At 35.2% G+C, this 22,322-nt stretch carries 25 protein-coding genes; 7 read left to right on the plus strand and 18 right to left on the minus strand.

The genetic code is table 11. The features are described 5' to 3' along the window. Positions 1 to 5: 5 nt before the first annotated feature. The 3 genes from pdhC to pdhA form a co-directional block, all read right to left on the minus strand. Positions 6 to 1,295: a pyruvate dehydrogenase complex dihydrolipoyllysine-residue acetyltransferase gene (pdhC, locus tag I6L50_RS25680; RefSeq protein ID WP_113937181.1), complete on the minus strand. Its 1,290-nt coding sequence runs from the start codon at positions 1,293 to 1,295 to the stop codon at positions 6 to 8. Between the two features lie 93 nt (positions 1,296 to 1,388). Next, a complete protein-coding gene (gene pdhB / locus I6L50_RS25685; RefSeq protein ID WP_000068162.1) occupies positions 1,389 to 2,366 on the minus strand; it encodes a pyruvate dehydrogenase complex E1 component subunit beta in 978 nt (325 codons plus the stop codon). Between the two features lie 3 nt (positions 2,367 to 2,369). Further along, positions 2,370 to 3,485, minus strand: a complete 1,116-nt coding sequence (gene pdhA, locus I6L50_RS25690) for a pyruvate dehydrogenase E1 component subunit alpha (RefSeq protein ID WP_000536893.1) — start codon at positions 3,483 to 3,485, stop codon at positions 2,370 to 2,372. A 513-nt stretch (positions 3,486 to 3,998) separates the two neighbouring features. On the opposite strand from pdhA, the gene I6L50_RS25695 reads away from it, so the two are divergent. Continuing rightward, entirely contained in the window at positions 3,999 to 4,148 is a 150-nt protein-coding gene (locus tag I6L50_RS25695) for a YjcZ family sporulation protein (protein ID WP_002014847.1), read from the plus strand. Positions 4,149 to 4,315: 167 nt separating this feature from the next. Further along, complete coding sequence (gene def / locus I6L50_RS25700; protein WP_002014846.1) at positions 4,316 to 4,870, plus strand: peptide deformylase; 555 nt, start codon at positions 4,316 to 4,318, stop codon at positions 4,868 to 4,870. 62 nt (positions 4,871 to 4,932) lie between these two features. On the opposite strand, the gene I6L50_RS25705 is transcribed toward def, so the two are convergent. After that, positions 4,933 to 5,706, minus strand: a complete 774-nt coding sequence (locus I6L50_RS25705; protein WP_002014845.1) for a Cof-type HAD-IIB family hydrolase — start codon at positions 5,704 to 5,706, stop codon at positions 4,933 to 4,935. 548 nt (positions 5,707 to 6,254) lie between these two features. Here I6L50_RS25705 and I6L50_RS25710 point away from each other — a divergent pair. Both I6L50_RS25710 and rnjA read left to right on the plus strand, forming a co-directional pair. After that, on the plus strand, positions 6,255 to 6,467 hold the full coding sequence (locus I6L50_RS25710) for a DNA-dependent RNA polymerase subunit epsilon (protein WP_000576436.1): 213 nt from the start codon (positions 6,255 to 6,257) through the stop codon (positions 6,465 to 6,467). Positions 6,468 to 6,471: 4 nt separating this feature from the next. Then, entirely contained in the window at positions 6,472 to 8,139 is a 1,668-nt protein-coding gene (rnjA, locus tag I6L50_RS25715) for a ribonuclease J1 (RefSeq protein ID WP_002033834.1), read from the plus strand. A gap of 38 nt (positions 8,140 to 8,177) precedes the next feature. Here the strand turns inward: rnjA and I6L50_RS25720 are convergent, their stop codons facing one another. The 10 genes from I6L50_RS25720 to I6L50_RS25765 form a co-directional block, all read right to left on the minus strand. Next, positions 8,178 to 8,843, minus strand: a complete 666-nt coding sequence (locus I6L50_RS25720; protein WP_000504033.1) for a potassium channel family protein — start codon at positions 8,841 to 8,843, stop codon at positions 8,178 to 8,180. An 83-nt stretch (positions 8,844 to 8,926) separates the two neighbouring features. Then, positions 8,927 to 9,793 carry a hypothetical protein gene (locus I6L50_RS25725; protein WP_002014843.1) on the minus strand — a complete coding sequence of 289 codons (867 nt, stop codon included), beginning with the start codon at positions 9,791 to 9,793 and terminating at the stop codon, positions 8,927 to 8,929. 273 nt (positions 9,794 to 10,066) lie between these two features. Continuing rightward, positions 10,067 to 11,197 (minus strand): N-acetyldiaminopimelate deacetylase, encoded by a 1,131-nt coding sequence (locus tag I6L50_RS25730; protein WP_002033831.1) that lies wholly within the window; start codon positions 11,195 to 11,197, stop codon positions 10,067 to 10,069. A gap of 61 nt (positions 11,198 to 11,258) precedes the next feature. After that, positions 11,259 to 11,981: a 2,3,4,5-tetrahydropyridine-2,6-dicarboxylate N-acetyltransferase gene (gene dapD / locus I6L50_RS25735; RefSeq protein WP_002014841.1), complete on the minus strand. Its 723-nt coding sequence runs from the start codon at positions 11,979 to 11,981 to the stop codon at positions 11,259 to 11,261. Between the two features lie 71 nt (positions 11,982 to 12,052). Further along, a complete protein-coding gene (locus I6L50_RS25740) occupies positions 12,053 to 12,937 on the minus strand; it encodes a transcriptional regulator CcpC (RefSeq protein ID WP_002014840.1) in 885 nt (294 codons plus the stop codon). A 177-nt stretch (positions 12,938 to 13,114) separates the two neighbouring features. After that, positions 13,115 to 13,558 carry a cyclic-di-AMP-binding protein CbpB gene (cbpB, locus tag I6L50_RS25745; protein ID WP_002066926.1) on the minus strand — a complete coding sequence of 148 codons (444 nt, stop codon included), beginning with the start codon at positions 13,556 to 13,558 and terminating at the stop codon, positions 13,115 to 13,117. A gap of 169 nt (positions 13,559 to 13,727) precedes the next feature. After that, positions 13,728 to 13,919 carry an antirepressor AbbA gene (abbA, locus tag I6L50_RS25750; protein WP_002145987.1) on the minus strand — a complete coding sequence of 64 codons (192 nt, stop codon included), beginning with the start codon at positions 13,917 to 13,919 and terminating at the stop codon, positions 13,728 to 13,730. 125 nt (positions 13,920 to 14,044) lie between these two features. Beyond that, the gene (locus tag I6L50_RS25755; protein WP_113937177.1) at positions 14,045 to 14,563 is read right to left on the minus strand and encodes a ribonuclease H-like YkuK family protein; all 519 of its coding nucleotides are present in this window, start codon (positions 14,561 to 14,563) and stop codon (positions 14,045 to 14,047) included. 74 nt (positions 14,564 to 14,637) lie between these two features. Then, positions 14,638 to 14,787, minus strand: a complete 150-nt coding sequence (locus tag I6L50_RS25760; RefSeq protein WP_002033828.1) for a hypothetical protein — start codon at positions 14,785 to 14,787, stop codon at positions 14,638 to 14,640. Positions 14,788 to 14,972: 185 nt separating this feature from the next. Then, positions 14,973 to 15,209, minus strand: coding sequence for a YkuJ family protein (locus I6L50_RS25765; protein WP_000055151.1), 237 nt, complete (start codon positions 15,207 to 15,209; stop codon positions 14,973 to 14,975). Between the two features lie 232 nt (positions 15,210 to 15,441). Here I6L50_RS25765 and I6L50_RS25770 point away from each other — a divergent pair, with 232 nt between their 5' ends. Next, a complete protein-coding gene (locus I6L50_RS25770) occupies positions 15,442 to 15,678 on the plus strand; it encodes a glutaredoxin domain-containing protein (protein WP_002014835.1) in 237 nt (78 codons plus the stop codon). Between the two features lie 25 nt (positions 15,679 to 15,703). Here I6L50_RS25770 and I6L50_RS25775 read toward each other — a convergent pair whose 3' ends face one another. From I6L50_RS25775 to fadH, 3 genes are all read right to left on the minus strand, one after another. Next, a complete protein-coding gene (locus I6L50_RS25775; RefSeq protein ID WP_002014834.1) occupies positions 15,704 to 16,192 on the minus strand; it encodes a DUF3993 domain-containing protein in 489 nt (162 codons plus the stop codon). 183 nt (positions 16,193 to 16,375) lie between these two features. Continuing rightward, entirely contained in the window at positions 16,376 to 17,593 is a 1,218-nt protein-coding gene (locus tag I6L50_RS25780; RefSeq protein ID WP_219303446.1) for an EAL domain-containing protein, read from the minus strand. Positions 17,594 to 17,848: 255 nt separating this feature from the next. After that, complete coding sequence (gene fadH, locus I6L50_RS25785; protein WP_219303447.1) at positions 17,849 to 18,613, minus strand: 2,4-dienoyl-CoA reductase; 765 nt, start codon at positions 18,611 to 18,613, stop codon at positions 17,849 to 17,851. Between the two features lie 196 nt (positions 18,614 to 18,809). Here fadH and I6L50_RS25790 point away from each other — a divergent pair, with 196 nt between their 5' ends. Next, complete coding sequence (locus I6L50_RS25790) at positions 18,810 to 19,667, plus strand: metallophosphoesterase (protein ID WP_219303448.1); 858 nt, start codon at positions 18,810 to 18,812, stop codon at positions 19,665 to 19,667. Between the two features lie 97 nt (positions 19,668 to 19,764). After that, positions 19,765 to 20,001: a hypothetical protein gene (locus tag I6L50_RS25795; protein WP_002014830.1), complete on the plus strand. Its 237-nt coding sequence runs from the start codon at positions 19,765 to 19,767 to the stop codon at positions 19,999 to 20,001. A 166-nt stretch (positions 20,002 to 20,167) separates the two neighbouring features. Here I6L50_RS25795 and I6L50_RS25800 read toward each other — a convergent pair whose 3' ends face one another. Next, on the minus strand, positions 20,168 to 22,276 hold the full coding sequence (locus tag I6L50_RS25800; RefSeq protein WP_002014829.1) for a polyphosphate kinase: 2,109 nt from the start codon (positions 22,274 to 22,276) through the stop codon (positions 20,168 to 20,170). Positions 22,277 to 22,322: the final 46 nt, after the last annotated feature.

Below are 22,322 nucleotides of genomic sequence, written 5' to 3' on the forward strand. Positions count from 1 at the left end.
TGTTATTACGCCTCCATTACTAATAATTGTGGGTCATTCAATAGACGTTTAATTTGGTTTAATGCTTTTTGAGCAGTTGCGCCGTCAATTAAACGATGGTCAAAGCTTAGAGATAATGCTAATACTGGAGCTGCAACGATTTCACCGTTTTTCACAACTGGTTTCTCAGCGATACGGCCGATACCAAGGATTGCTACTTCTGGGTGATTGATAACTGGAGTGAACCATTGTCCACCTGCAGAACCAATGTTTGTAATTGTGCAAGAAGCACCTTTCATTTCAGTTGGAGCTAAACGACCATCACGTGCTTTACCAGCAAGTTCATTGATCTCGTTAGAGATAGTAAAGATAGATTTACGATCTGTATCTTTAACAACTGGTACTAATAGACCTTTGTCTGTATCAGCTGCGATACCGATGTTGAAGTAATGTTTATGAACGATTTCTTGAGAAGCATCGTCTAAAGCAGTATTCAACATTGGGAATTCACGTAATGCAGATGTTAAAGCTTTTACAACGTATGGAAGGTAAGTTAATTTAATACCTTTGTCAGCTGCAACAGCTTTGAACTTCTTACGGTGAGCAACAAGTTCTGTTACATCTACTTCATCCATTAATGTTACGTGAGGAGCTGTATGCTTAGAGTTAACCATTGCTTTTGCAATCGCTTTACGGATACCACTCATTTTCTCACGAGTTTCTGGATATTCACCAGCTGGGATTGGTTGTGCTTTTGGTGCTTCTTCTTTCGCTGCTGCTGGAGTAGCTTCTACTGCTGCTGGAGCCTCAGTTGCTGCTACAGTTTGTCCACCATTTGCAAATGCCTCGATGTCAGTTTTCACAACACGGCCGTTCTTACCAGAACCAGCTACTTTATGAATATCTACACCTTTTTCACGAGCATATTTACGAACAGATGGCATAGCGATTACACGCTCATTTACTACTTCTGCAGTTGCTGCTGGAGTAGTTTCCGCTGCTGGAGCTTCTACTGCTGCTTCTTCAGCTTTTGGAGCTTCATCATGATCGTCACCTTTAAATTTAAGGTTTTCGTATCCAGGAGCATCAAATTTAATTAATGTATCTCCTACAATTGCAACTGTTCCTTCTTCTACAAGTACTTCAAGTACTTTACCTTTAACAGGAGAAGGGATTTCTACTACTGCTTTATCATTTTGTACTTCAAGAAGTACATCGTCTTCATTTACTTCATCGCCTGGTTTAATAAACCATTTTACGATTTCACCTTCGTGGATACCTTCACCGATATCTGGTAGTTTAAATTCAAATGCCACGGAATTCAGCCCCCTGATTCATTTCATTATTATGGAATATGTACAAAAGAAACCAGCATGTGCTGATTTCTTTTGCACATGAAAAACTAAAAATTAGAAGTTCATTACTTTGTTAACAGCTTCAACAATATCTTTATGGTTTGGTAACCATACGCTCTCAGCTTGAGAGAATGGGAATACTGTATCAGCAGCTGCAACACGTACAACTGGAGCTTCTAAGTTTAAGATTGCACGGTCGTTAATTTCCGCTACAACGTTAGCTGCAATACCAGCTTGTTTTTGAGCTTCTTGAACTACAACTACGCGGCCTGTTTTTTCAACAGAAGCGATGATTGTTTCGATATCTAATGGTTGAACTGTACGTAAGTCAACAACCTCTAAAGAGATACCTTCTTTTTCAAGTTCTTCAGCAGCTTTTAATGCAGCATGAACCATAGCACCATAAGCGATAACAGATACATCTGTACCTTCACGTTTGATGTCAGCTTTGCCTAAATCAATTGTGTAATCACCTTCTGGTACATCTTGACGGAATGAACGGTACAATTTCATATGCTCTAAGTAGATAACTGGATCGTTGTCACGAATCGCAGAGATTAAAAGACCTTTTGCATCGTATGGAGTAGATGGAATAACAACTTTTAGACCAGGTTGTTGTGCCACTAATCCTTCTAAGCTATCAGCATGTAGTTCAGGAGTATGAACACCACCACCGAATGGAGAACGAATTGTTACTGGAGCAGTCCAACGTCCACCAGAACGGTAACGCATACGAGCTAATTGACCAGAAACTGAATCCATTACTTCATAAATGAAACCGAAGAATTGGATTTCTGGAACTGGACGGAAGCCTTCAAGTGCAAGTCCAACTGCAAGTCCACCAATACCAGACTCTGCAAGTGGAGTATCCATTACACGATCTTCACCGAATTCAGCTTGTAAACCTTCAGTAGCACGGAATACTCCGCCGTTTACACCAACGTCTTCACCAAACACAAGTACGTTAGGATCATTTTTCATTTCAACGCGTAAAGCATCAGTGATTGCTTGAATCATTGTCATTTGAGCCATGGCTTACTTCGACTCCTTTTCTTTGTAAATTTCATATTGTTCAGCTAAGTTGTAAGGCATTTTTTCGTACATGATTTCCATTAAATCAGTAACTTTTTGTTTTGGAGCTTGGTCAGCCTTAGCAATTGCTTGTTTGATATCTTCTTTTGCTTCTTCGATAACTTTCTCTTCAACTTCTTGAGACCATAGGCCTTTGTTTTCTAAGAATGCACGGAAGCGTACGATTGGATCTTTTTGTTCCCATTCGTTTTCGATATCTTTTGTACGGTAACGAGTTGGGTCATCACCAGCCATTGTATGTGGACCATAACGGAATGTTAAAGTCTCGATTAAAGTAGGACCTTCGCCATTTACTGCGCGCTCACGAGCGAAAGCAGTTGCTGCGTATACAGCTAATGGATCCATACCGTCTACTTGAATTCCGTAAATACCTGCTGCTACTGCTTTTTGTGCTACAGTTTTAGCTGCAGATTGCTTTTCTACTGGAGTAGAGATTGCATAACGGTTGTTTTGTACAACGAAGATTGCTGGAGCTTTGAATGCACCCGCAAAGTTCATACCTTCGTAGAAGTCACCTTGTGAAGCACCACCGTCACCAGTGTAAGTAATTGCAACAGATTTTTTACCACGTAATTTCATACCTAACGCAACACCAGCAGTTTGGATGATTTGCGCACCGATAATGATTTGTGGAGCAAGTGCATTTACATTCTCAGGCATTTGGTTACCCATGAAATGTCCACGAGAGAATAAGAATGCTTGGTATAATGGTAGACCGTGCCACACTAATTGTGGAACGTCACGATATCCTGGTAAGATGAAATCTTCTGCTTCAAGTGCGAAATGACTTGCTAATTGAGAAGCCTCTTGTCCAGCAGTTGGTGCGTAGAAACCTAAACGTCCTTGACGGTTTAAAGAAATAGAACGTTGATCTAGTACGCGAGTATACACCATACGGCGCATTAATTCTTTTAATTGATCATCAGATAATTCAGGCATAGCTGCTTCATTCACAACTTCGCCTTTTTCATTTAAAATTTGTAATGTTTCAAATTGAGCTGCGATAGCTTTCATTTGCTCATCAACATTAAATAGGGTCTTTTTTGTTTTAGTACCCATTCCGTTCACCTCTTCCTCTCTTGAACCATATTCTGAAACGCTTTCACTATCTATTAGCTAGACTGAAAGCGCAACAATGTAAACCAACAAATTTGTTTGTCGGTTGAGAATAATTTTGTGTACCTAACAATCTGTACTAATGTTTTTTCAAAAACATATTAATACAATCTTGATCACGTTTTTTAGTTTACAACTATTCTAATTACGATGTCAATTACTTTGAATACGTTTTTTTATAAATAATATGCCGGTTTCCTCTACACAAACGTGTTTTTATTTTTCACATCTGTATTAGTAAGCAATAACCTGCTGTTATATTATTCCCTTTTTAACTTATTTTTTCTCTTAAAATAATATGTAAACGATTTAATTCTCCTTAGTTTTTCTCTCTTCTCAAGAAAATTATACAAACACTTCTTCCTTTTATAGGTAAATACCTATACATTTCTGATCATTCCTCCATACATTATAGTAACCGCAGTATTAGCGGGAAATGATAAAGGAGGTCATCTCATGTACGGATACTCATATTGCTATCCAACAACTTGTTCATATCCTTCCTACGGTTATGGCGGTTCTTGTGGCGGATCTGGAAGCGGCTTCGCCTTAATCGTTGTGTTGTTTATCCTTTTAATTATCGTTGGCGCTGCTTGCATTCGCTAATTAATGTAAAATGAAACAACTATGGAAAGAAACAGACGGCTTTGCCGTCTTTTCTTTTTATTACATAACTTATCTGTAGAAGATTTGTTTCCAAGTAGCTCTTCCTTACTTGCCGATGACTTTTTTTATCTCCTTTGGTAGACTAAAGGAGAAAGGAGAGATTACATATGCTTACAATGAATGAGGTAATTCGTGAAGGAAATCCTATTTTGCGCGACGTCGCAGAAGAGGTCTCCTTACCTGCTAGCGAGGAAGATACAAATACTCTTAAAGAAATGATTGAATTTGTAATAAATAGCCAGGACCCTGAAATGGCTGAAAAATATAATTTACGCCCCGGAATCGGATTAGCGGCTCCGCAAATCGGTATTTCAAAGAAAATGATTGCGGTTCATGTAACTGATACGAACGATACGTTATATAGCTACGCATTATTTAACCCAAAAATCATTAGTCATTCTGTTGAACGTACATATTTACAAAATGGTGAAGGCTGTCTATCTGTAGACCGTGAAGTACCTGGTTATGTCCCTCGTTACACAAGAATTACAGTAAAGGCAACAACGATTAACGGTGAAGACGTAAAACTGCGATTAAAAGGTTTACCAGCAATTGTATTCCAACATGAAATCGACCATTTAAACGGTGTTATGTTCTATGACCATATTAATAAAGACAATCCATTTGTGGCTCCCGATGATTCAAAACCTCTCGAGCGATAATAGTAAAAAGGCGGAAGTTAACCTTCCGCCTTTTTATTATATGAAATGGGTTCCACACTTACTTATAACAAGCCAGCCCACTTTAATCCGTGATAAATACCGTCTTCATTAACATCTTTTGTCACATAATTAGCAAGTTTTTTCAAATCCTCATGACCATTCCCCATCACAATGCCCGTTCCTACTGCTTCAATCATTTCTAAATCATTTAATCCGTCCCCAAATGCATATACTTGTTCACGATTAAATCCTATTTTCTCAATAAACTTCTCAATCCCTTTTGCCTTAGAACCACCATTAGGAATAATATCCATTGAATATGCATGCCAGCGTATAAAATGAAAATCTGGATAATGATGAATAAACTTTTCTTCTTCGTTTACTTCACAAAAAAGAAGCGTTTGATAAATATCGCGTTTCTCATAAAAATCAGGTTCATATGCCGGATGCTCGAATTGTAAGCTTCCAAAACCTTCTTTTACATAATCATGATATTCCACTGACGCTCTCATTTCTTGATGGTCAAGATATACAAGTGGATATCCTTCTTGTTTTGCAAACTGAGTAAACTTATGTAGAGCATCCGGATGTAATGGATTATTAAATAATACCTCATCCTCAAATACAACATACTGCCCGTTAAAACTAACATAATTATGTATATTGAGTTCCTCACGAATATCTTCAAACATAAATGGCGCACGCCCTGTCGCAATCGCTACATGCACACCTTTTTCTTGTAAATCTCTTACTGCATCTCTTGTAGATTGCGGAATTTTCTTATCATGATCTAATAATGTTCCATCAATATCAAAAAAGACAATTTTATCATTCATTTGTCAAAATCCTTTCTGGCACTCTATATTCCTATTTTGATTATCACTTTTCAAATTTCAAAAAAAAGTATAACATATTAAACATCTGTGAAGAAAGCGTTCACTTTCTGACCTTATTTATGAAATGTGCATATACTATTAGTGAAAAAATGTGGATACTTGTTCGGATGAATTTTCTTTTCTATTCTTCCTCATACTATATCTATAACTAACGGCTACTAATCGTTACTACAAGATAACTTACACTATACTAAAAAGAACAAGATTCACTATTCACTTCTAATCTTCTTTCTTGTATGAGAGACGGAGTTATCATTAGTAATATGCATGTTTAAAATAAGGAAAGGAAGGAGTAATCATGCTGAAGAAGCTGAAGAAAAAGCTCAAGCGTTATTTAAACGATTTAGTCCGTAAGAAGACAATCGCTTAAATTGTGCCCATTTCGGGCTTTTTCTTCATTCTCATTCGAAAAAACATGAAAATCATGACTGTTTGCTTTATAATAAGTAACAGATAATGCAAAACATAGACAAGGAGAGGTTTTCCCAATGATTTTTAAAGTATTTTATCAAGAAAAATTAACTGAGGTCCCAGTACGTGAAAATACAAAAGTTTTATATTTAGAGGCTACGTCTCAAAAGGATGTTCGTAAAAAATTAAATAAGTTCGCATATAATATCGAGTTCGTTCAGTCTGTTACTGGTGCTCATCTTGAATATGAAAAACAAAACGCTGATTTAATATTAGCGGAGATCGTATAGTCATATGAAATTCCTAAAAAATGATCAAGCTGCCGTTTTTGCCCTCGGTGGTCTTGGTGAAATCGGTAAAAATACATATGCTGTTCAATTTCAAGATGAAATTATTATAATTGATGCTGGAATTAAATTTCCAGAAGACGAACTCCTAGGGATCGATTATGTAATACCAGATTACACTTATTTTGTGCGAAACGAAGATAAAATTAAAGGGTTATTCATTACACATGGTCACGAAGATCATATCGGTGGAATTCCCTATCTATTACGTCAAGTAAACATTCCAATTTACGGCGGAAAATTAGCAATTGCCCTAATAAAAAACAAATTAGAAGAGCACGGATTACTTCGTAAAGCAAAACTTTATGAAATTCAAGAAGATGATGTTATTAAATTTAAAAAGACATCTGTTTCCTTCTTCCGTACAACTCACAGTATTCCGGATTCATACGGAGTTGTTGTGAAAACACCTCAAGGACAAGTCGTTCATACAGGTGATTTCAAATTTGATTTCACACCAGTAGGTGAGCCAGCAGATTTAACAAAAATGGCCGAAATCGGAAAAGACGGTGTACTTTGTCTCTTATCTGATAGTACAAACAGTGAAGTGCCAAACTTTACGATGTCTGAGCGCCGCGTTGGTGATAGTATTCAAGATATATTCCGCAAAGTAGACGGTCGTATTATATTCGCAACCTTTGCATCGAATATCCATCGCTTACAACAAGTTGTTGAGGCTGCTGTTGAAAACAATCGTAAAGTAGCTGTATTCGGTCGAAGTATGGAAGCGGCTATTGAAATCGGACAAAACCTTGGTTATATCCGGTGTCCAAAGGATACATTCATAGACACAGCTCAGCTAAACCGCCTACCAGCTAATAAAGTTGTTATGTTATGTACAGGTAGTCAAGGGGAGCCGATGGCAGCACTTTCACGTATTGCCAATGGTACACATCGTCAAATTCAAATTATCCCTGGCGATACAGTTGTTTTCTCTTCTTCACCAATCCCAGGCAATACAATTAGTGTAAGTCGTACAATTAACATGTTGTACCGCGCTGGTGCTGATGTAATCCATGGTAAACTCTCAAATATTCATACGAGTGGACACGGTGGACAAGAAGAACAAAAGTTAATGCTACGTCTTATTAAGCCGAAATATTTCATGCCAATTCATGGTGAATATCGTATGCAACGTATGCATATGAAATTAGCGAATGATTGTGGTATTCCAGAAGAAAATTGTTTCATTATGGATAATGGAGATGTTCTTGCTTTACGTTCTGATGAAGCAAGTGTAGCTGGGAAAATCCCATCTGGCTCTGTCTATATCGATGGAAATGGTATTGGAGATATCGGTAATATCGTATTACGTGATCGTCGCATTCTTTCTGAAGAAGGACTTGTTATTGTAGTTGTAAGCATTGATATGAAAGAATTTAAAGTTGCAGCAGGACCTGATATCATCTCGCGTGGTTTCGTTTATATGCGTGAAAGCAGCGATTTAATCAACGATGCTCAAACATTAATTACAACACATTTAGAAAAAGTAATGGAGCGAAAAACAACACAATGGTCTGAAATTAAAAATGAGATTACAGACACATTAGCACCATTCCTATACGAAAAAACGAAACGTCGTCCAATGATTTTACCAATCATTATGGAAATATAAGAAAAAGGACAATGCCTCCTCGGCATTGTCCTTTTCTCTTATCTTAAAAAATGCTTAAAACGATCTACTTCATCGTCATGACCAATTACAATTAATATATCTCCCGCCTGAACGTTTTCTGTAGCTCGAGGAGATACGATAACTTCTTTTCCACGTTTAATTGCTACAATGTTCAAACCAAACTTCGCACGAATATCTAATTCAATTAAAGAGTGCCCATCAATTTTTTTATTTGCGATAATCTCTACAATACTATGCTCATCTGAAAGCTCTAGGTAATCTAACACATTACTTGATGCGATATTATTAGCAATCCTTTTTCCCATATCTCGTTCTGGATGCACAATATGATCTGCCCCTATTTTACTTAACACTTTTTCATGATAGTCATTTTGAGCTTTTACAGTAATATTTTTCACACCTAATTCTTTCAAAATTAACGTTGTTAAAATACTTGAATTCAAATTATCTCCAATAGCAACGACTACATGATCAAAATTACGAATACCAAGACTTTTTAATACCATCTCATCTGTTGAATCTGCAATTACAGCATGCGAAGCTATATTTGCAAACTCATTAATTTTATCCTCATCTGAGTCAATTGCCATTACTTCCATACCTAATTGAGCTAATTCACGGCAAATACTTCCACCAAAACGGCCAAGCCCAATAACAGCAAATTCTTTCTCTTTTTCGCCCACAGGAATTCCTCCAATAACATCAAATACTATGTATTTTTATTGTAACATACTTTAAATTCACTACAAAAACCTGTATATACTTCTTATTTTTGTTTTTGCATATAAAAATACTGTTGTAAATAAAACGCGATACCGAAAATTAACATACCAAATACAAATATATTTCCAAATGAACTAAATGTTTCAAAAACGAACAATAGCGTTTCTTGTCCGAAAAAAGCAAATAAAAGTTGTGTAAATGCGAATAACAGTGCCAATATGTAATGATGTTGATGGAATAAATAATGTGTTGCGCCTAAAAAAGCTACAAGCGAAACAATGAAGATCCACCAAGTTTCTAAAAACAATTGCCAATTAGTAAATTGATATCCATTTACTAATATCGCAATAATTCCTATAACTGCCATCGTCGGCACACTCCATAATAATGCACGCCCTCTAAAGAAGTGCGCACCTTTTGCATCTCCTTTTTCATTCGCGATGTATGTTAGCACGACAGTACTTATATACAAAACAGAGAGGATTGTTAAAACAATGATAAGCCAAAAATGTAATTGATAATATTCATGTTCTATATTCGTCACAATTGCAGCTAACATACATGGAATAAACATCCCTGTCCAACCATCTATTTTTCTTTCGTTCCAAAACACCGTATTACCAATCCGAATTCCTAATAGCATAAAAATAATGATACCTAGTACAAATAACGTAGTCTTATTCCCTACTAAACTCGTTGAGAAAGCAATTAATCCAATAAATAAAAAAAGAACAAATCCATTCATAATTTCTAGTACAGGTGACAAATATCTTTTCACCCATTTGTATGTTTCTTCATATTCACTATTATTTGCTAAACGATAGGCGTAAAAACTTATCCCAAAATAAACCGCCGCAATAATAACATATGCATATAAGACGAAACATAAAATCGCACTGCTAATTTGCACGTAATTCCCCACCCTTTTTTCTATGTATCACATTGATTTTACACACTTTTCATACTAAAAGTAAACATATATAGGGTAGTTAAATAATTATCTTCCCTATTAGCAATAATTAATAATGAGCAGTGGCTAAAAACCCCCTGCTCATTATTAAGACGTCAAATTTAACTTTACTCATTTGTATGAAGATGTCTAACACTAACGAATACGAAAGATGTTTTCGTCTCTGAACTAAGAAGTCCCCACTCTAAACTATTGCACAATTAGCGAGTAAGTTCACTTTCTATTTCCCTTCCACTTCACATATTGATTTAAAAATACAATTGCTTTCTCAATAACCTCTTCGTCTGGTTTTAATTTCGCATGATGTAAACCATATTCTGAATTTACTCCAAGCCAAAACATAAATCCAGGTATCTCTCGAAGCATATAACCAAAGTCTTCACCTGTCATTGCCTCCGTACACGTAATTACGTCCATAGTCGTTTGTTCACGTGTAAATTGCATAAACTCTCTCGTTAGCTCCTCATGGTTATACACTTGATGATACATCGCTCCGTAGTCAATAACAGCTTCACATTGAAAAGAAGCTTCTATTCCCGCAACAATTGCCTCAATTCGGCTTTTAACACGTTTCATTGATTCCACTGATAGCGTTCGAATTGTTCCTTCTAAACGAGACTTTTCTGCGATAATGTTTTGAACTGTACCACCTGTAATTTTCCCAATTGTAATTACCGCACTGTCAAGAGGGTTCACATTACGACTAATAACTGATTGAAGTTGTGTAACGAGATGACTCGCTGCAACAATCATATCATTTGCTGTATGCGGATATGCAGCATGTCCACCTTTTCCTTTTAAATCAACGTATAGCTCTGATGTATTCGCAAATAATAAACCTTCTTTTGTCGCAATTGTTCCCACAGAGTATTCAGGCGCAATATGAAGTCCAAGAATCATATTCGGCTTCCATTCTTTTAACTCATCGCTTTCTAACATAGGAAGTGCACCACCTGGACCTTCTTCAGCTGGTTGGAATATAAACACAAGATCATCATCTATTCTTTCGCTTACAGCCGCTGTTAGAAGTCCTAAACCGATTGTTGCATGCAAATCATGTCCACATGCATGCATCATTCCTTCATGGACAGAAGAGAATTCATATCCAGTTTCCTCTGTAATTGGTAGGCCGTCTATATCTGCACGATAACCTATTATTTTTTCTGGATTTTTTCCATTTACTTTAACAATTACACCTGTTTTCCATGTTTTCACTTCCAAATATTCATTAGGAAGCGTTCCTATATAATCTAAAATATACTGTTGTGTTTTCCACTCTTTAAATCCGATCTCCGGAATTTTATGTAAATCTCTACGAACTTGGACAAATTTGCTTACTGTCATTTTTGCACCTCTATCTATAAAAAGCGTAAGAGCACATTCATGCTCTTACGCTTTTTATTTTTTATTTCTCTGGGTTTAATTGACGAAGCTCTTGTTTAATTTCAGTTTTTGCTTTTGTCTTCTCATCAATTTCTTTAATTACACGTGCCGGAGTCCCCGCAACAACTGTATATGGAGGTACATCTTCTGTTACAACAGCTCCTGCTGCTACAACTGCACCTTTACCTACTGTAACGCCTTCTAGAACAACTACATTTGCACCAATTACAACATCATCTTCAACGATAACTGGTTTTGCAGAAGGTGGCTCAATAACACCGGCAAGTACAGCACCTGCACCTACGTGACAGTTCTTACCAACTGTTGCACGTCCACCAAGCACTGCATTCATGTCGATCATAGTACCTTCACCAATTACAGCACCGATGTTAATTGTTGCATTCATCATGATAACAGCGTTGTCACCAATTTCTACATGGTCACGAATAATCGCGCCTGGCTCAATACGAGCTTTAATACCTTTTAAATCAAGCATTGGAATTGCAGAATTACGACGGTCATTCTCAACTACATAGTCAACAATGTGCTTGTTATTTTCATCAAGAATTGTCTTAATTTCAGACCATTCTCCGAATAATACACCAGATTTTTTATTTACAAATGCTTGTACTGTTTCAGGGAATGTTACCTCTTTTAAATCCCCTTTTATGTATACCTTTACAGGAGTTTTCTTTTCACTGTTTTGAATAAACGAAATAATTTCGTTAGCGTCCATCATTTTCATTCTTGTTGCCTCCTAAATCCATTTATAATGTTACTCTACCAAACGATAGAGCCAGTAGCAAGACAATAATCTTATTTTTCCATTTGAATTTCTTCTATAATTTCTAAAAATGCTTGTACTTGCTTCAACTGCCTTGCCGAGTCACTCGTCAATAACCATGTTTCTCTCGTTAATTGAACAGGTGTTTTATACATATTTTCCTGCACTTCTTTTAAAACAGTCGAAGGTAAAAGAGCATAACCTATTCCATTTAAAACAAGCTGTTTGCACGTTTCAATTTGGTCAACTACAATCGTTCGCTTAGGTGGATTTGAAAATAATCCATACCACCAATTTTGTATTTGTCCATAGTAGGTCGAATCACTTTTAAATTGAATAAATGGTCTATTTGTCTCTTTTAACATCGAAATATCTTTTATTTCTTTATCGACTAAATATAATTCATCTTCAAATAATTGTTGTTTCTGCCCTTTGTATTCTTGTGATCCTCTCAGTATAGCAACATGAACGTCTCCTTCATAAAATTGCTTTTGCACTTCACTACTCCAGCCAGTAAACAGAGATATCTTCACAGAAGGATACTTATGCACAAATTTTTTCAAAACAGGTGGAAGCCAATATTGCCCAATGACTGATGCAACAGCTATTTTTAACGTACCGTATGTTTCGGTTCTAAAAAGAGCCAGTTCACTTTTAATACCCTCTTCCCGTTGTAACATTTCTTTTGCATAATTTGCAACTTTTTCCCCTTCAGGTGTAATTGTTAAGCCTTTTTGTGAACGAATAAAAAATTTCATTCCCCATTGTTTCTCCATAGATTGTAATCGTTGACTAAGCGCAGGTTGGGAAACAAATAAACGTTCCGCCGCTTTTCTCATATTTGATTCCTGAGCTAACACAACCATCATTTGAAAATCATCAATTTGCAACTTTCTCCCTCTTTCCTTAGCTTCCATACACCTAATTTTAATAAGCATTTCATCCTTAATTTAATTGCATACTTTTATACATTAGAACGGTTTGTTAGTTCAAACTTTTCTTATGCTTTATGTCTTTTTAAATATAATACATACACAACTGATATGCACGAAAAAAAGTGACTTCGCCTTTTCTGTGAAGTCACTTTCCCTACGTTATCGATTATGCTGTCTCACTTTTTTATTCAACAATTTTAAAATAGCCCGCCGTGTTAAAATACCCTCGAAGTAACCTTCTTCATTGACAGCGCAAATAAAAGGATGATCAATTGTCATTTCTAAAGCTTTTGCAAAAGAATCTTCTAACATAAGAACTGGAATCTCTTCCTTCATCACTTGTTCCACTTTCATATTCTCAAGTCTTTCAAACTCAATGCGCTCTAATCCTAAAATACCATCTAAAATCATAGCAGTACTAATTAACCCATGTAGTTTATACATAGGGTCTAAAACAGGAATCGCCGAATATCCAGATTTCACAAGAACGAGTAAAGCATGTTCTAGACCATTCCCTATTTGCACATGTGCTACTTTATCTGATGAAATCATTAAATCCTTCACAAGAATTTGTTGAAACTCGTCTTTCGGAATACTAATCATGTTACATCCCCCATTTTCCCTTTTTCCTGCTAATATTCTCCGATCCTATTCACATTTTATGATAGCGTTTTCATATTATTATTTTGTCCTGACATTCTTCTAATAAAAATAAAAATACATAACTATTTTAGCATATAACATAAAAAAAAGACTACCATTCCGGTAGTGCTTAATACCCTTTATTTTTTAATCGGTAAAACAATCTTGTGATTTTTTTATATTGCGTCACATCTGTCTGTTTTAAACCATTCTCAATGTCTGTAAGCTCCACCGCTAAAATTTCGCTCGCGTAATTTTGCTGAAACAGAATATCCAACAATAAATTTTCTTCTTCTCTTGTTAAAACAAATTCCTTTTCCATATGCTCCTCTCCTTGCACTCGCATCATCACTCTCATTATATAAATTTTTCAGTCTATTTAACAGATGTAATATTCAGTTTTTGTTAGAAATACTTAACGACTGCGAATATAGACATCATTTCACATTATTTTGTATATCTGTTTGCGTAACTAAATGCCGCATAAGCATCTGGTTTAATTTTTGCTGTTAATCCCATTGCTTGAATTTTCATCGTCATATCTAAAATAAATTCTTTTGTTAAACCATCATTCCCGATATCTAAATGAATTTCCATTATGAATCCTGCTCCATCTTGAGCGTATGGGTGCAATAAATCCCATATCGATTGTATATGATTGGGAGTAAATAGATAGGCGATTTCTTGACTAAACTGTGTTTCTAAATATATTTTCTCTCGCAACGTTGCTGGCTTATTTTTCACTGATTTATGATGCAAACATCCCCATGCTCCTTTTCCAACACGATGAATATGTATCGCTGTAATAAACCTCGTATCCTTTTGATGCGCTTGTGAGTCTGTCCCAATAGATAATCGATATAAATTTCGCGGATCCTTTTCAATGAAACTACAAATACGGTTAAATACCATATCAAAATTCAAATGTCTCTCTGAAACATTATAAAATGTATACTCACCGTCCACATAGTCACGTCCTTTCAATTAGACAGACTTTTCGTATTCTCATTGTATGGGACAAAAACAAAAATTATAACTTACTACCCTTTATTCGTTTCAATATTTCGAATTACATAATTACAAAACCTACATGTATAAATTACATTTTGATTAGACTGGGCGGTTAATACGTGATTAATTTCAGCATGACTGTGACAATTAGGACAAATAACAATCGGTAAGCGTTCCATCCTTTGCACCTCCTATTAATATTTACTATCATTGTAGGAAAAATAAAAAATTCCTATACATATACATTTGTAAAAACTCTTTTATTTAATCGCGACTTAAATTACAACTTCTACTACCTATATAGCCCATTAATTAATATAACTAAAAAAGGTACCGCCATTTGGCAGTACCTTTTTTATATGTATCAAGAAATGATATCGTAAATCTCAATTGCAACCATATCGATGTTATCGAATTGATACACTTGAGGTTTTTCACCTTGTTGATACACTTCTAACTCATACATTTCACTTTTATCGAAAAATTTCACGCTACATTTGCGCTCACCGTTCACTTCAAAATAGCGTTGTGCTACTTCACCGCTTTCAGCTTGTTCTTGTAGACTAACAAGTCGAGTTAAAATTCCTTGGAGTAGAGACATGAAATCTCTCCTTTCTCTGATCTTCCTACCAATAGGTTTTACAGCTATACTCATTCTATCCGTCATAACAGAAAAAACGTTCCACAATCTAGGATAAAGGTTCTTGGCAAGAAACTCAACTAAAATTTGTCGAAATAAGAAGTAAAAAGATGAAAGAGCATCTTTTTACTTCTTTATTGCGCTTTTTATACTGGCAGAATATAATAAACAACAGAAAAAGGGAGGAATTACAATGAAAAAAATTGAGGTTTATACACAACCTGATTGTCCACCTTGTACCATTGTAAAAGAATTTTTAAAACATAATAACGTTGTATATGAAGAATTTGACATAAAAAAAGACGCTGCTGCACGCAATCGTCTTTTATATGACTATGAATCCTATTCAACTCCAACAGTTGTAATTGACGAAGAAGTTGTGGCAGGTTTTCAAATTGAAAAATTACAACAGCTACTCGGTATAGAATAGGAATAGGCGACACCTATTCCTATTCTCATAATTGTTGTAACCTTTTTATTTCAGTCAACAGTTCCTGACTTTCATGATACCCTGCTAATTTCCATTTTCCATTATCCTTTTGCAATGTCACAATTTGATATTGTCCACTCTTTGTCCGCTCATAGACATATAAATTTTTATGTTCTTCATCATAAGACATTTTTGTTTCTGAATTAAAAGAAAACGGAGCTTCTTTTGCTGGAAGTAAATATTCACCACTTTGTTTTTCATTTCTACTGTTTTCATCTGTAAAAACTTGAAGGAAATTATTTGTAAAATATGGTGATAACGTCTCTATCATCTTATTCATAGGTATTTGCTTCCCGCGGATTGAAAATTGCGTCTCATAACCTTTTTGTATCGTTGTAAACACTTCTTTCCGATCCACCTTCACTTCTTCTTTTCCTAAAACAGTTGTGACACTATAGCCAACTAGAAAGGCAACACATATAAATAGAACAAACCATATTCCATATTTCTTCATTTTTTCACCTTCCTTTTAAAAGAGCTTGTCTTTGTAGTATTCATTGTAACAATGATTATGCAAAGAAAGGGATGATTTCGTTCGTAAAATCTTTACAACGATAGACAGCATTTTCATCATCATTTTCACTATTACCAATTTATGATAAAAACAAACAAAAAAATACACGAATCTCTTCGTGCATTAAAATAAAACATCTTCTTCATATAAATATTCGTACGATAAATCTATAAATAAAAAGTTTTCATCATCAATCGGGAATGAAAATGTTCGTACCATTTCACCAGTTTCGATATCAGCATATAAATCTGAAAGTCTTGCCTTATTCTCAAAACGCATTTTCATTATATTTTCTAGAAAATACGGGCGCCAGCTCCAGTTCTTCATATAATACTCTGGCATAATGATCCATCCACCATCTTTTTTCATAACATTACCCGATTGTTGAAAACCATCTTCATTACAAATAAATATCCGAAAACTATATTGTGATATGCTTTGGCTAAATTGTAATAACCAATCATTTATATCTTCATTCTTTTTTTGTTTTGACAGAACATCACCAATTCGATCACGTAACATCTCTGTTAAATTATAAATTTTTTGCAACTTCTTCTTCTCATGCAGAATAAATTGATGACATTCATTACCAAGTCGCTCTTTTAAAACATTCGTTTCAATAAAATCAGGTAAACATTCTTTCAAATAATTACCTTGATAATATCTACCACCGTTTTTCCAAGCATATTGTAGTTGATAAAAAGCATCAATTTCTTCATATAACAATGTCGCACCAATTCTTCTAGCAAGTAAAGATAAGGAATATAAAATATCTTGATAAGATTGTAAAAGTGCAGTTTGCCTTAAATTTGTTAAATCTACTTTTAAAATATCCGGTGCTAACACGCTAATACGCTCTAAATTACTTGTACCCGTTCCGACTTTATTAATCGAAATTTGAATACCATATGTACGATAATACATGAGTAAATGATTAAATTGTTCTATATCTTCTTTACATTCATGTTCTGTTATTTCCAGAACAATGCGTTGTAAGTTCAAACCTTGTTCTTCATACATCAGCAAAAGTTGAAGTAAACTTTCATCTTCATCATTCATTAATACATTAGCATTCCGATGTATAAATAATAATAATTTTTGATCCGTTTTTAAATACCTATTTAACGCTTTTTCTACGATGATGTTATCCGCTTCAAGTTGGAACTCACTCGGAATAGAATCATCATGGAAGAAAGATGCTAAACTTTGTATGCCCTCTTCTGTTTGAATACGTCCTACAACTTCATATCCAATTACTGTATGCTCATCAGCACTAAAAATAGCTTGATAATAAGGAAGGACTTTATCCAAGTTACTCATTACATCTAATGCATCTATCAACGTGCTTCCCTCCCTTTACTTTTCAAAAATTATAACACGATATTTACGGAAAAATAATAAAAAATCCCTTCAGTTTTCCTGAAGGGATTAGAGGGGTAAAATGCTAAGGGGAATTAGCAATTCTACTATGAAGAAAAAAGAGGTCTTAAATATAACGTATATATCCCCTCTTGTAAACACATTTCTTTTAAGTGTCACAATTTCGTCATATTTTACCACAAAGAAATGAATAAATCATTCGTTTTTTCATCCCTTTTAAAATGGATATTGATGCAAATGCTGGCCACCATCCATTGTCATACAAGTTCCATTTATGTATGCAGCTTCATCTGAACATAAATAATAAGCTAGACCCGCAATTTCTTCTGGTGTACCCATTCTACCAAGTGGAACACTTTGCAATGTACGCTTAGCCATTTCTTCTGAAATCCATAATTTATCGGCACCACCTGTACGTTCAATTGGTCCTGGTGCGATAGCGTTAACTCGTATTCCATATTTACGTCCCCACTCAACAGCAAGAGTTTTTGTCATCGCTAATACACCAGCTTTAGCTGCTGCCGAATGGATAACCCCTGGGCCTGCATCCCATGCATATGTTGCCACCATGTTAATAATATTTCCTTTTATACCTTTCTCAATCCAATATTTCCCAATAGCCTGACTAAAATAAAATGTACCATTTAATACAATATTAATTACCGAATTCCAGCCATTCACAGATAAGTCCTCTGCTGGACAAATAAAGTTTCCAGCTGCATTATTTATTAAAATATCAATTCTTCCAAACTTCTCATCAATATGTTCAATCATTTTTTGAATATCATCAGTATTTCGTACATCCATTTGTACAGATAATACTTGCCCTGGAAACTGTTCAATTTCTAACTTTGCTTCTTCTAGCTTTTCTTTTGTACGCCCTGTAATAACAACACGTGCCCCTTCTTTCGCAAAACGAATCGCCATCCCTTTTCCCATTCCACTTGATCCACCTGTTATAATAACTACCTTCTCTTTCACATACATCCCCTCCAAAAAAATGAATACACATTCATTTTATCACTTTATTTGATAGAAATCTTTATATTTTTCAATTTTTCTGATATTTTAACGTAAAGGGGGTTCTTTTCGTTCATTTTTTTCGTAATCTATACTACTTTTTTAGTATTTAAAATATATTTTAAAAAAACTGAAGGGAGATTTGAGTAACCTGTATATGAAGAAAATTACAAGAAGAAATTTTTTGAAATCTGGAATACGCACTTGTCTATATTCATTTATAACCGCAAGTATCGGCTATTATTATGCTAAATATATAGAGCCCTATTTGCTTTCTTTTACGCAACACACACTTAAATCACCGCTCATACCAAAAGGTTTTCATGGTATGAAGATCCTTCAATTTAGCGATTTACATCTAGGATACTATTTCTCTCTCCAACATTTATCTCAAATCGTTTCCAAGATTAATGCTGAAAATCCAGATATTGTCCTTTTTACTGGTGATCTCATTGATGATTACCAAACATATACCGAGGCTTCTTTTGTTGCATCCATTTTAAAGAATATACAGGCACCCTTCGGTAAATTTTCTATTTATGGTAACCACGACCATGGCGGATATGGAACTGAATACTATGATCACATCATGCGCGAATCTGGATTTGAACTTTTGCAAAATAGCGAAAAGCGAATTCGTTTACTGGATAATAGTGAAATTTCTATTTTCGGACTCGATGATATGCTACTGGGTAAACCAAAAATAGCGGAAACTTTACAACATGCAAAACAAAATATTTATACAATTGTTCTCGTTCACGAACCAGATATCGCGCCACAAATCGCTACATATCCAATCAATCTTCAACTTTCTGGTCATAGCCATGGCGGACAAGTACAAATTCCTTTTTTAGGTGCTATTATTACCCCGTCGCTTGCAAAAGAATACATTGAAGGTTTCTATAACATTCAAGGTTTGACTCTCTATGTCAATCGAGGTATTGGAAGAACACGTGTCCCATTCCGCTTTATGTCAAAACCTGAAATTACACTCTTCATCCTACAACATTCGTAACAATTCGCCTATTTCCTTACATATCCTTCCTTGTACGCGCTCATCCACGCTTGGTCCACCATATGATAAAAATGAGTCCAGTAAAGGAGGTTTGTTCATGTATCCATATTATCAACCGATCCCAGTTCGTTCAGCACCTTTTGGCCCAGCAGGCGACTCACGCTTCTTTCCATTTTTCGGTGTTCCATTTCTAGCTGGAATTGCTGGAGGATTGCTAGGCGGAGCATTAGCTTTCGGGCCTAGACCGTTTTATCCGCCTTATCCACCGCCTTTCCCACCACCAGCACCTTTTCCTTGTTACGGAGGGCCTTGTCAACAACCATACTATTATTAATTTAAACCAACCATTCTTCTAACGTTTTTCTCTCAACGAACCGACTCATCACACGCCTATAATAAAAACTATTCTCTCTACTCATCCTTCCATTTTGAGAATATATGAGTAGAGAAAAAAAGTAAAAACCTCTTAAATTCAATAAGAGGTTTTTACTTTTTTCACACTATTCAGCGTCTGTATTTTGATACGCCATCTTAAATAAATTCACTTGGCTATCAATTTCTTCTATACTACTATTAATTATATAATAATAGTCACCATCTTTATTTTGTTCACGTGTTTTCACATTATCAGCTAAAACCAGCTGTAAAATTGCCTTTATTCTCGCTTTCATTTCAATATCTAAAATTGGGAAAGATATTTCTACTCGTTTTTCCATATTTCGCGTCATCAAATCAGCTGAAGATAAATATATTTTTTCATCTCCATTATGATGGAAATAATAAATACGACTATGTTCTAAATATCTTCCAACAACACTAACTACACGAATATTTTCACTTACATTCGGAATCCCAGGTCTTAAACAACATGTCCCTCTAACGATGAGCTCTACCCTTACCCCAGCTTGTGATGCTTCATACATTTTTTTTATTAACGGTTTATCTGTTAACGAATTCATTTTAGCGATAATATATCCATTTCCATATTGTCTATGATAACGGATTTCCTCATCTATTAACTCCATAAACTGCTCTCTTATATCAAACGGAGCAACAGATAAATGATGAAAATGCGGTTTTTTTGTATAACCACTCAAATAATTAAAGAAATTTGTTGCATCTACACCAAAGTCTTTTCGCGATGTAATATATCCAAAATCGGTATACAACTTCGCTGTTGCATCATTATAATTTCCGGTTCCAAGATGTACAAACCTTTCAATTTTTCCGTTTCTTCTTCTTACAACTAACGTAATTTTACTATGCGTTTTCAAGTGACTTACTCCGTAAATAACGTGACATCCGGCCTGTTCCAATTCTTTAGCCCAATGAACATTATTCTCTTCATCAAACCTTGCCTTTAACTCAACCAATACCGTCACTTGTTTTCCTTTTTCAGCTGCTACCTTCAGCGCCTGAATTATTGGAGAATCTCCACTTACACGATATAATGTTTGTTTGATCGCAAGTACATTCGAGTCATCTGCCGCATCACGGACAAAATCAACGACTGGCTGAAACGACTCAAAGGGATGGTGTAATAAAATATCATGTTCTATCGCTTTTTCAAATACATCTTCCTCATCACCTAAATCTTGAGGAGGTTGAGGAATAAGAGCCGGATATACTAGATGTTCATATAAAGGCGCTAATTTTTTATATAAGGAGAATAAACATGTTAAATCTAACGGTCCATCCATCATGTACACATCTTCATCTTTTACTTCTAACACATCATACAATAACGCTAACACTCTTTCATCAATGTGTTCTTTACCAACTTCTAAACGAACGGCAGCTCCCCACTTACGCTTTTTCAATTCTTTTTCAATTACTTTTAATAAATCGCGTGCACCTTCTTCATGGATCGTTAAATCCGCATTACGTGTAATACGGAAACGAGTAACAGGTGATACGTTATATCCTGTGAATAGTTTATGAGTAAAACCACTAATTACATCTTCTAATAAAATAAATTTATGTTTTTGCCCTTCACTCGGTAAAAATATGAAACGCTCCAGTAATGAAGGCACTTGTACAATTCCTAACTTCGTACGATTTTCTTCCTCCGCCTGTTGCTCATCATATAAAATAGTAGCTAAATTCAAACTTTTATTTAATAACATTGGAAATGGACGATACGCATCAATAGATACAGGGGTTAAAACCGGAAATATTTGTTCATCAAAATACTCCTCGATAAATTCCCTTTGCTCTTTCGTCAAATCATGGAATGTTAAACGCTCAATCCCCTCTAGTTCAAGCGCTGGCAATACATAATTTTTAAACGTTTCATACTGCACAGTCATCAACTCATGCGATTTTATCGCAATCTTATTTAACTGTTTCTTTGGTGTTAAACCTGCTTTATTTTCTGGCTGATTAAATCCCGCACTTACTTGATCTTTCAAACCTGCTACGCGCACCATAAAAAATTCATCTAAATTCGAACTAAAAATACTAATAAACTTTAGTCTTTCTAATAGTGGATTATTTTCATCTTGCGCTTCTTGTAGTACACGTTCATTAAATGCTAGCCAGCTTAATTCACGATTATTATAATACGCTGTATCATTTAAATTTACTAAATTCCCCTTTAGTAATTCCATTCGCTTCACACTTCCCTTTGAAACTTTTTTAATATAATTTAATTAC

It is taken from the genome of Bacillus sp. FDAARGOS_1420, from assembly GCF_019344915.1.
Lineage (GTDB): Bacteria > Bacillota > Bacilli > Bacillales > Bacillaceae_G > Bacillus_A > Bacillus_A mycoides.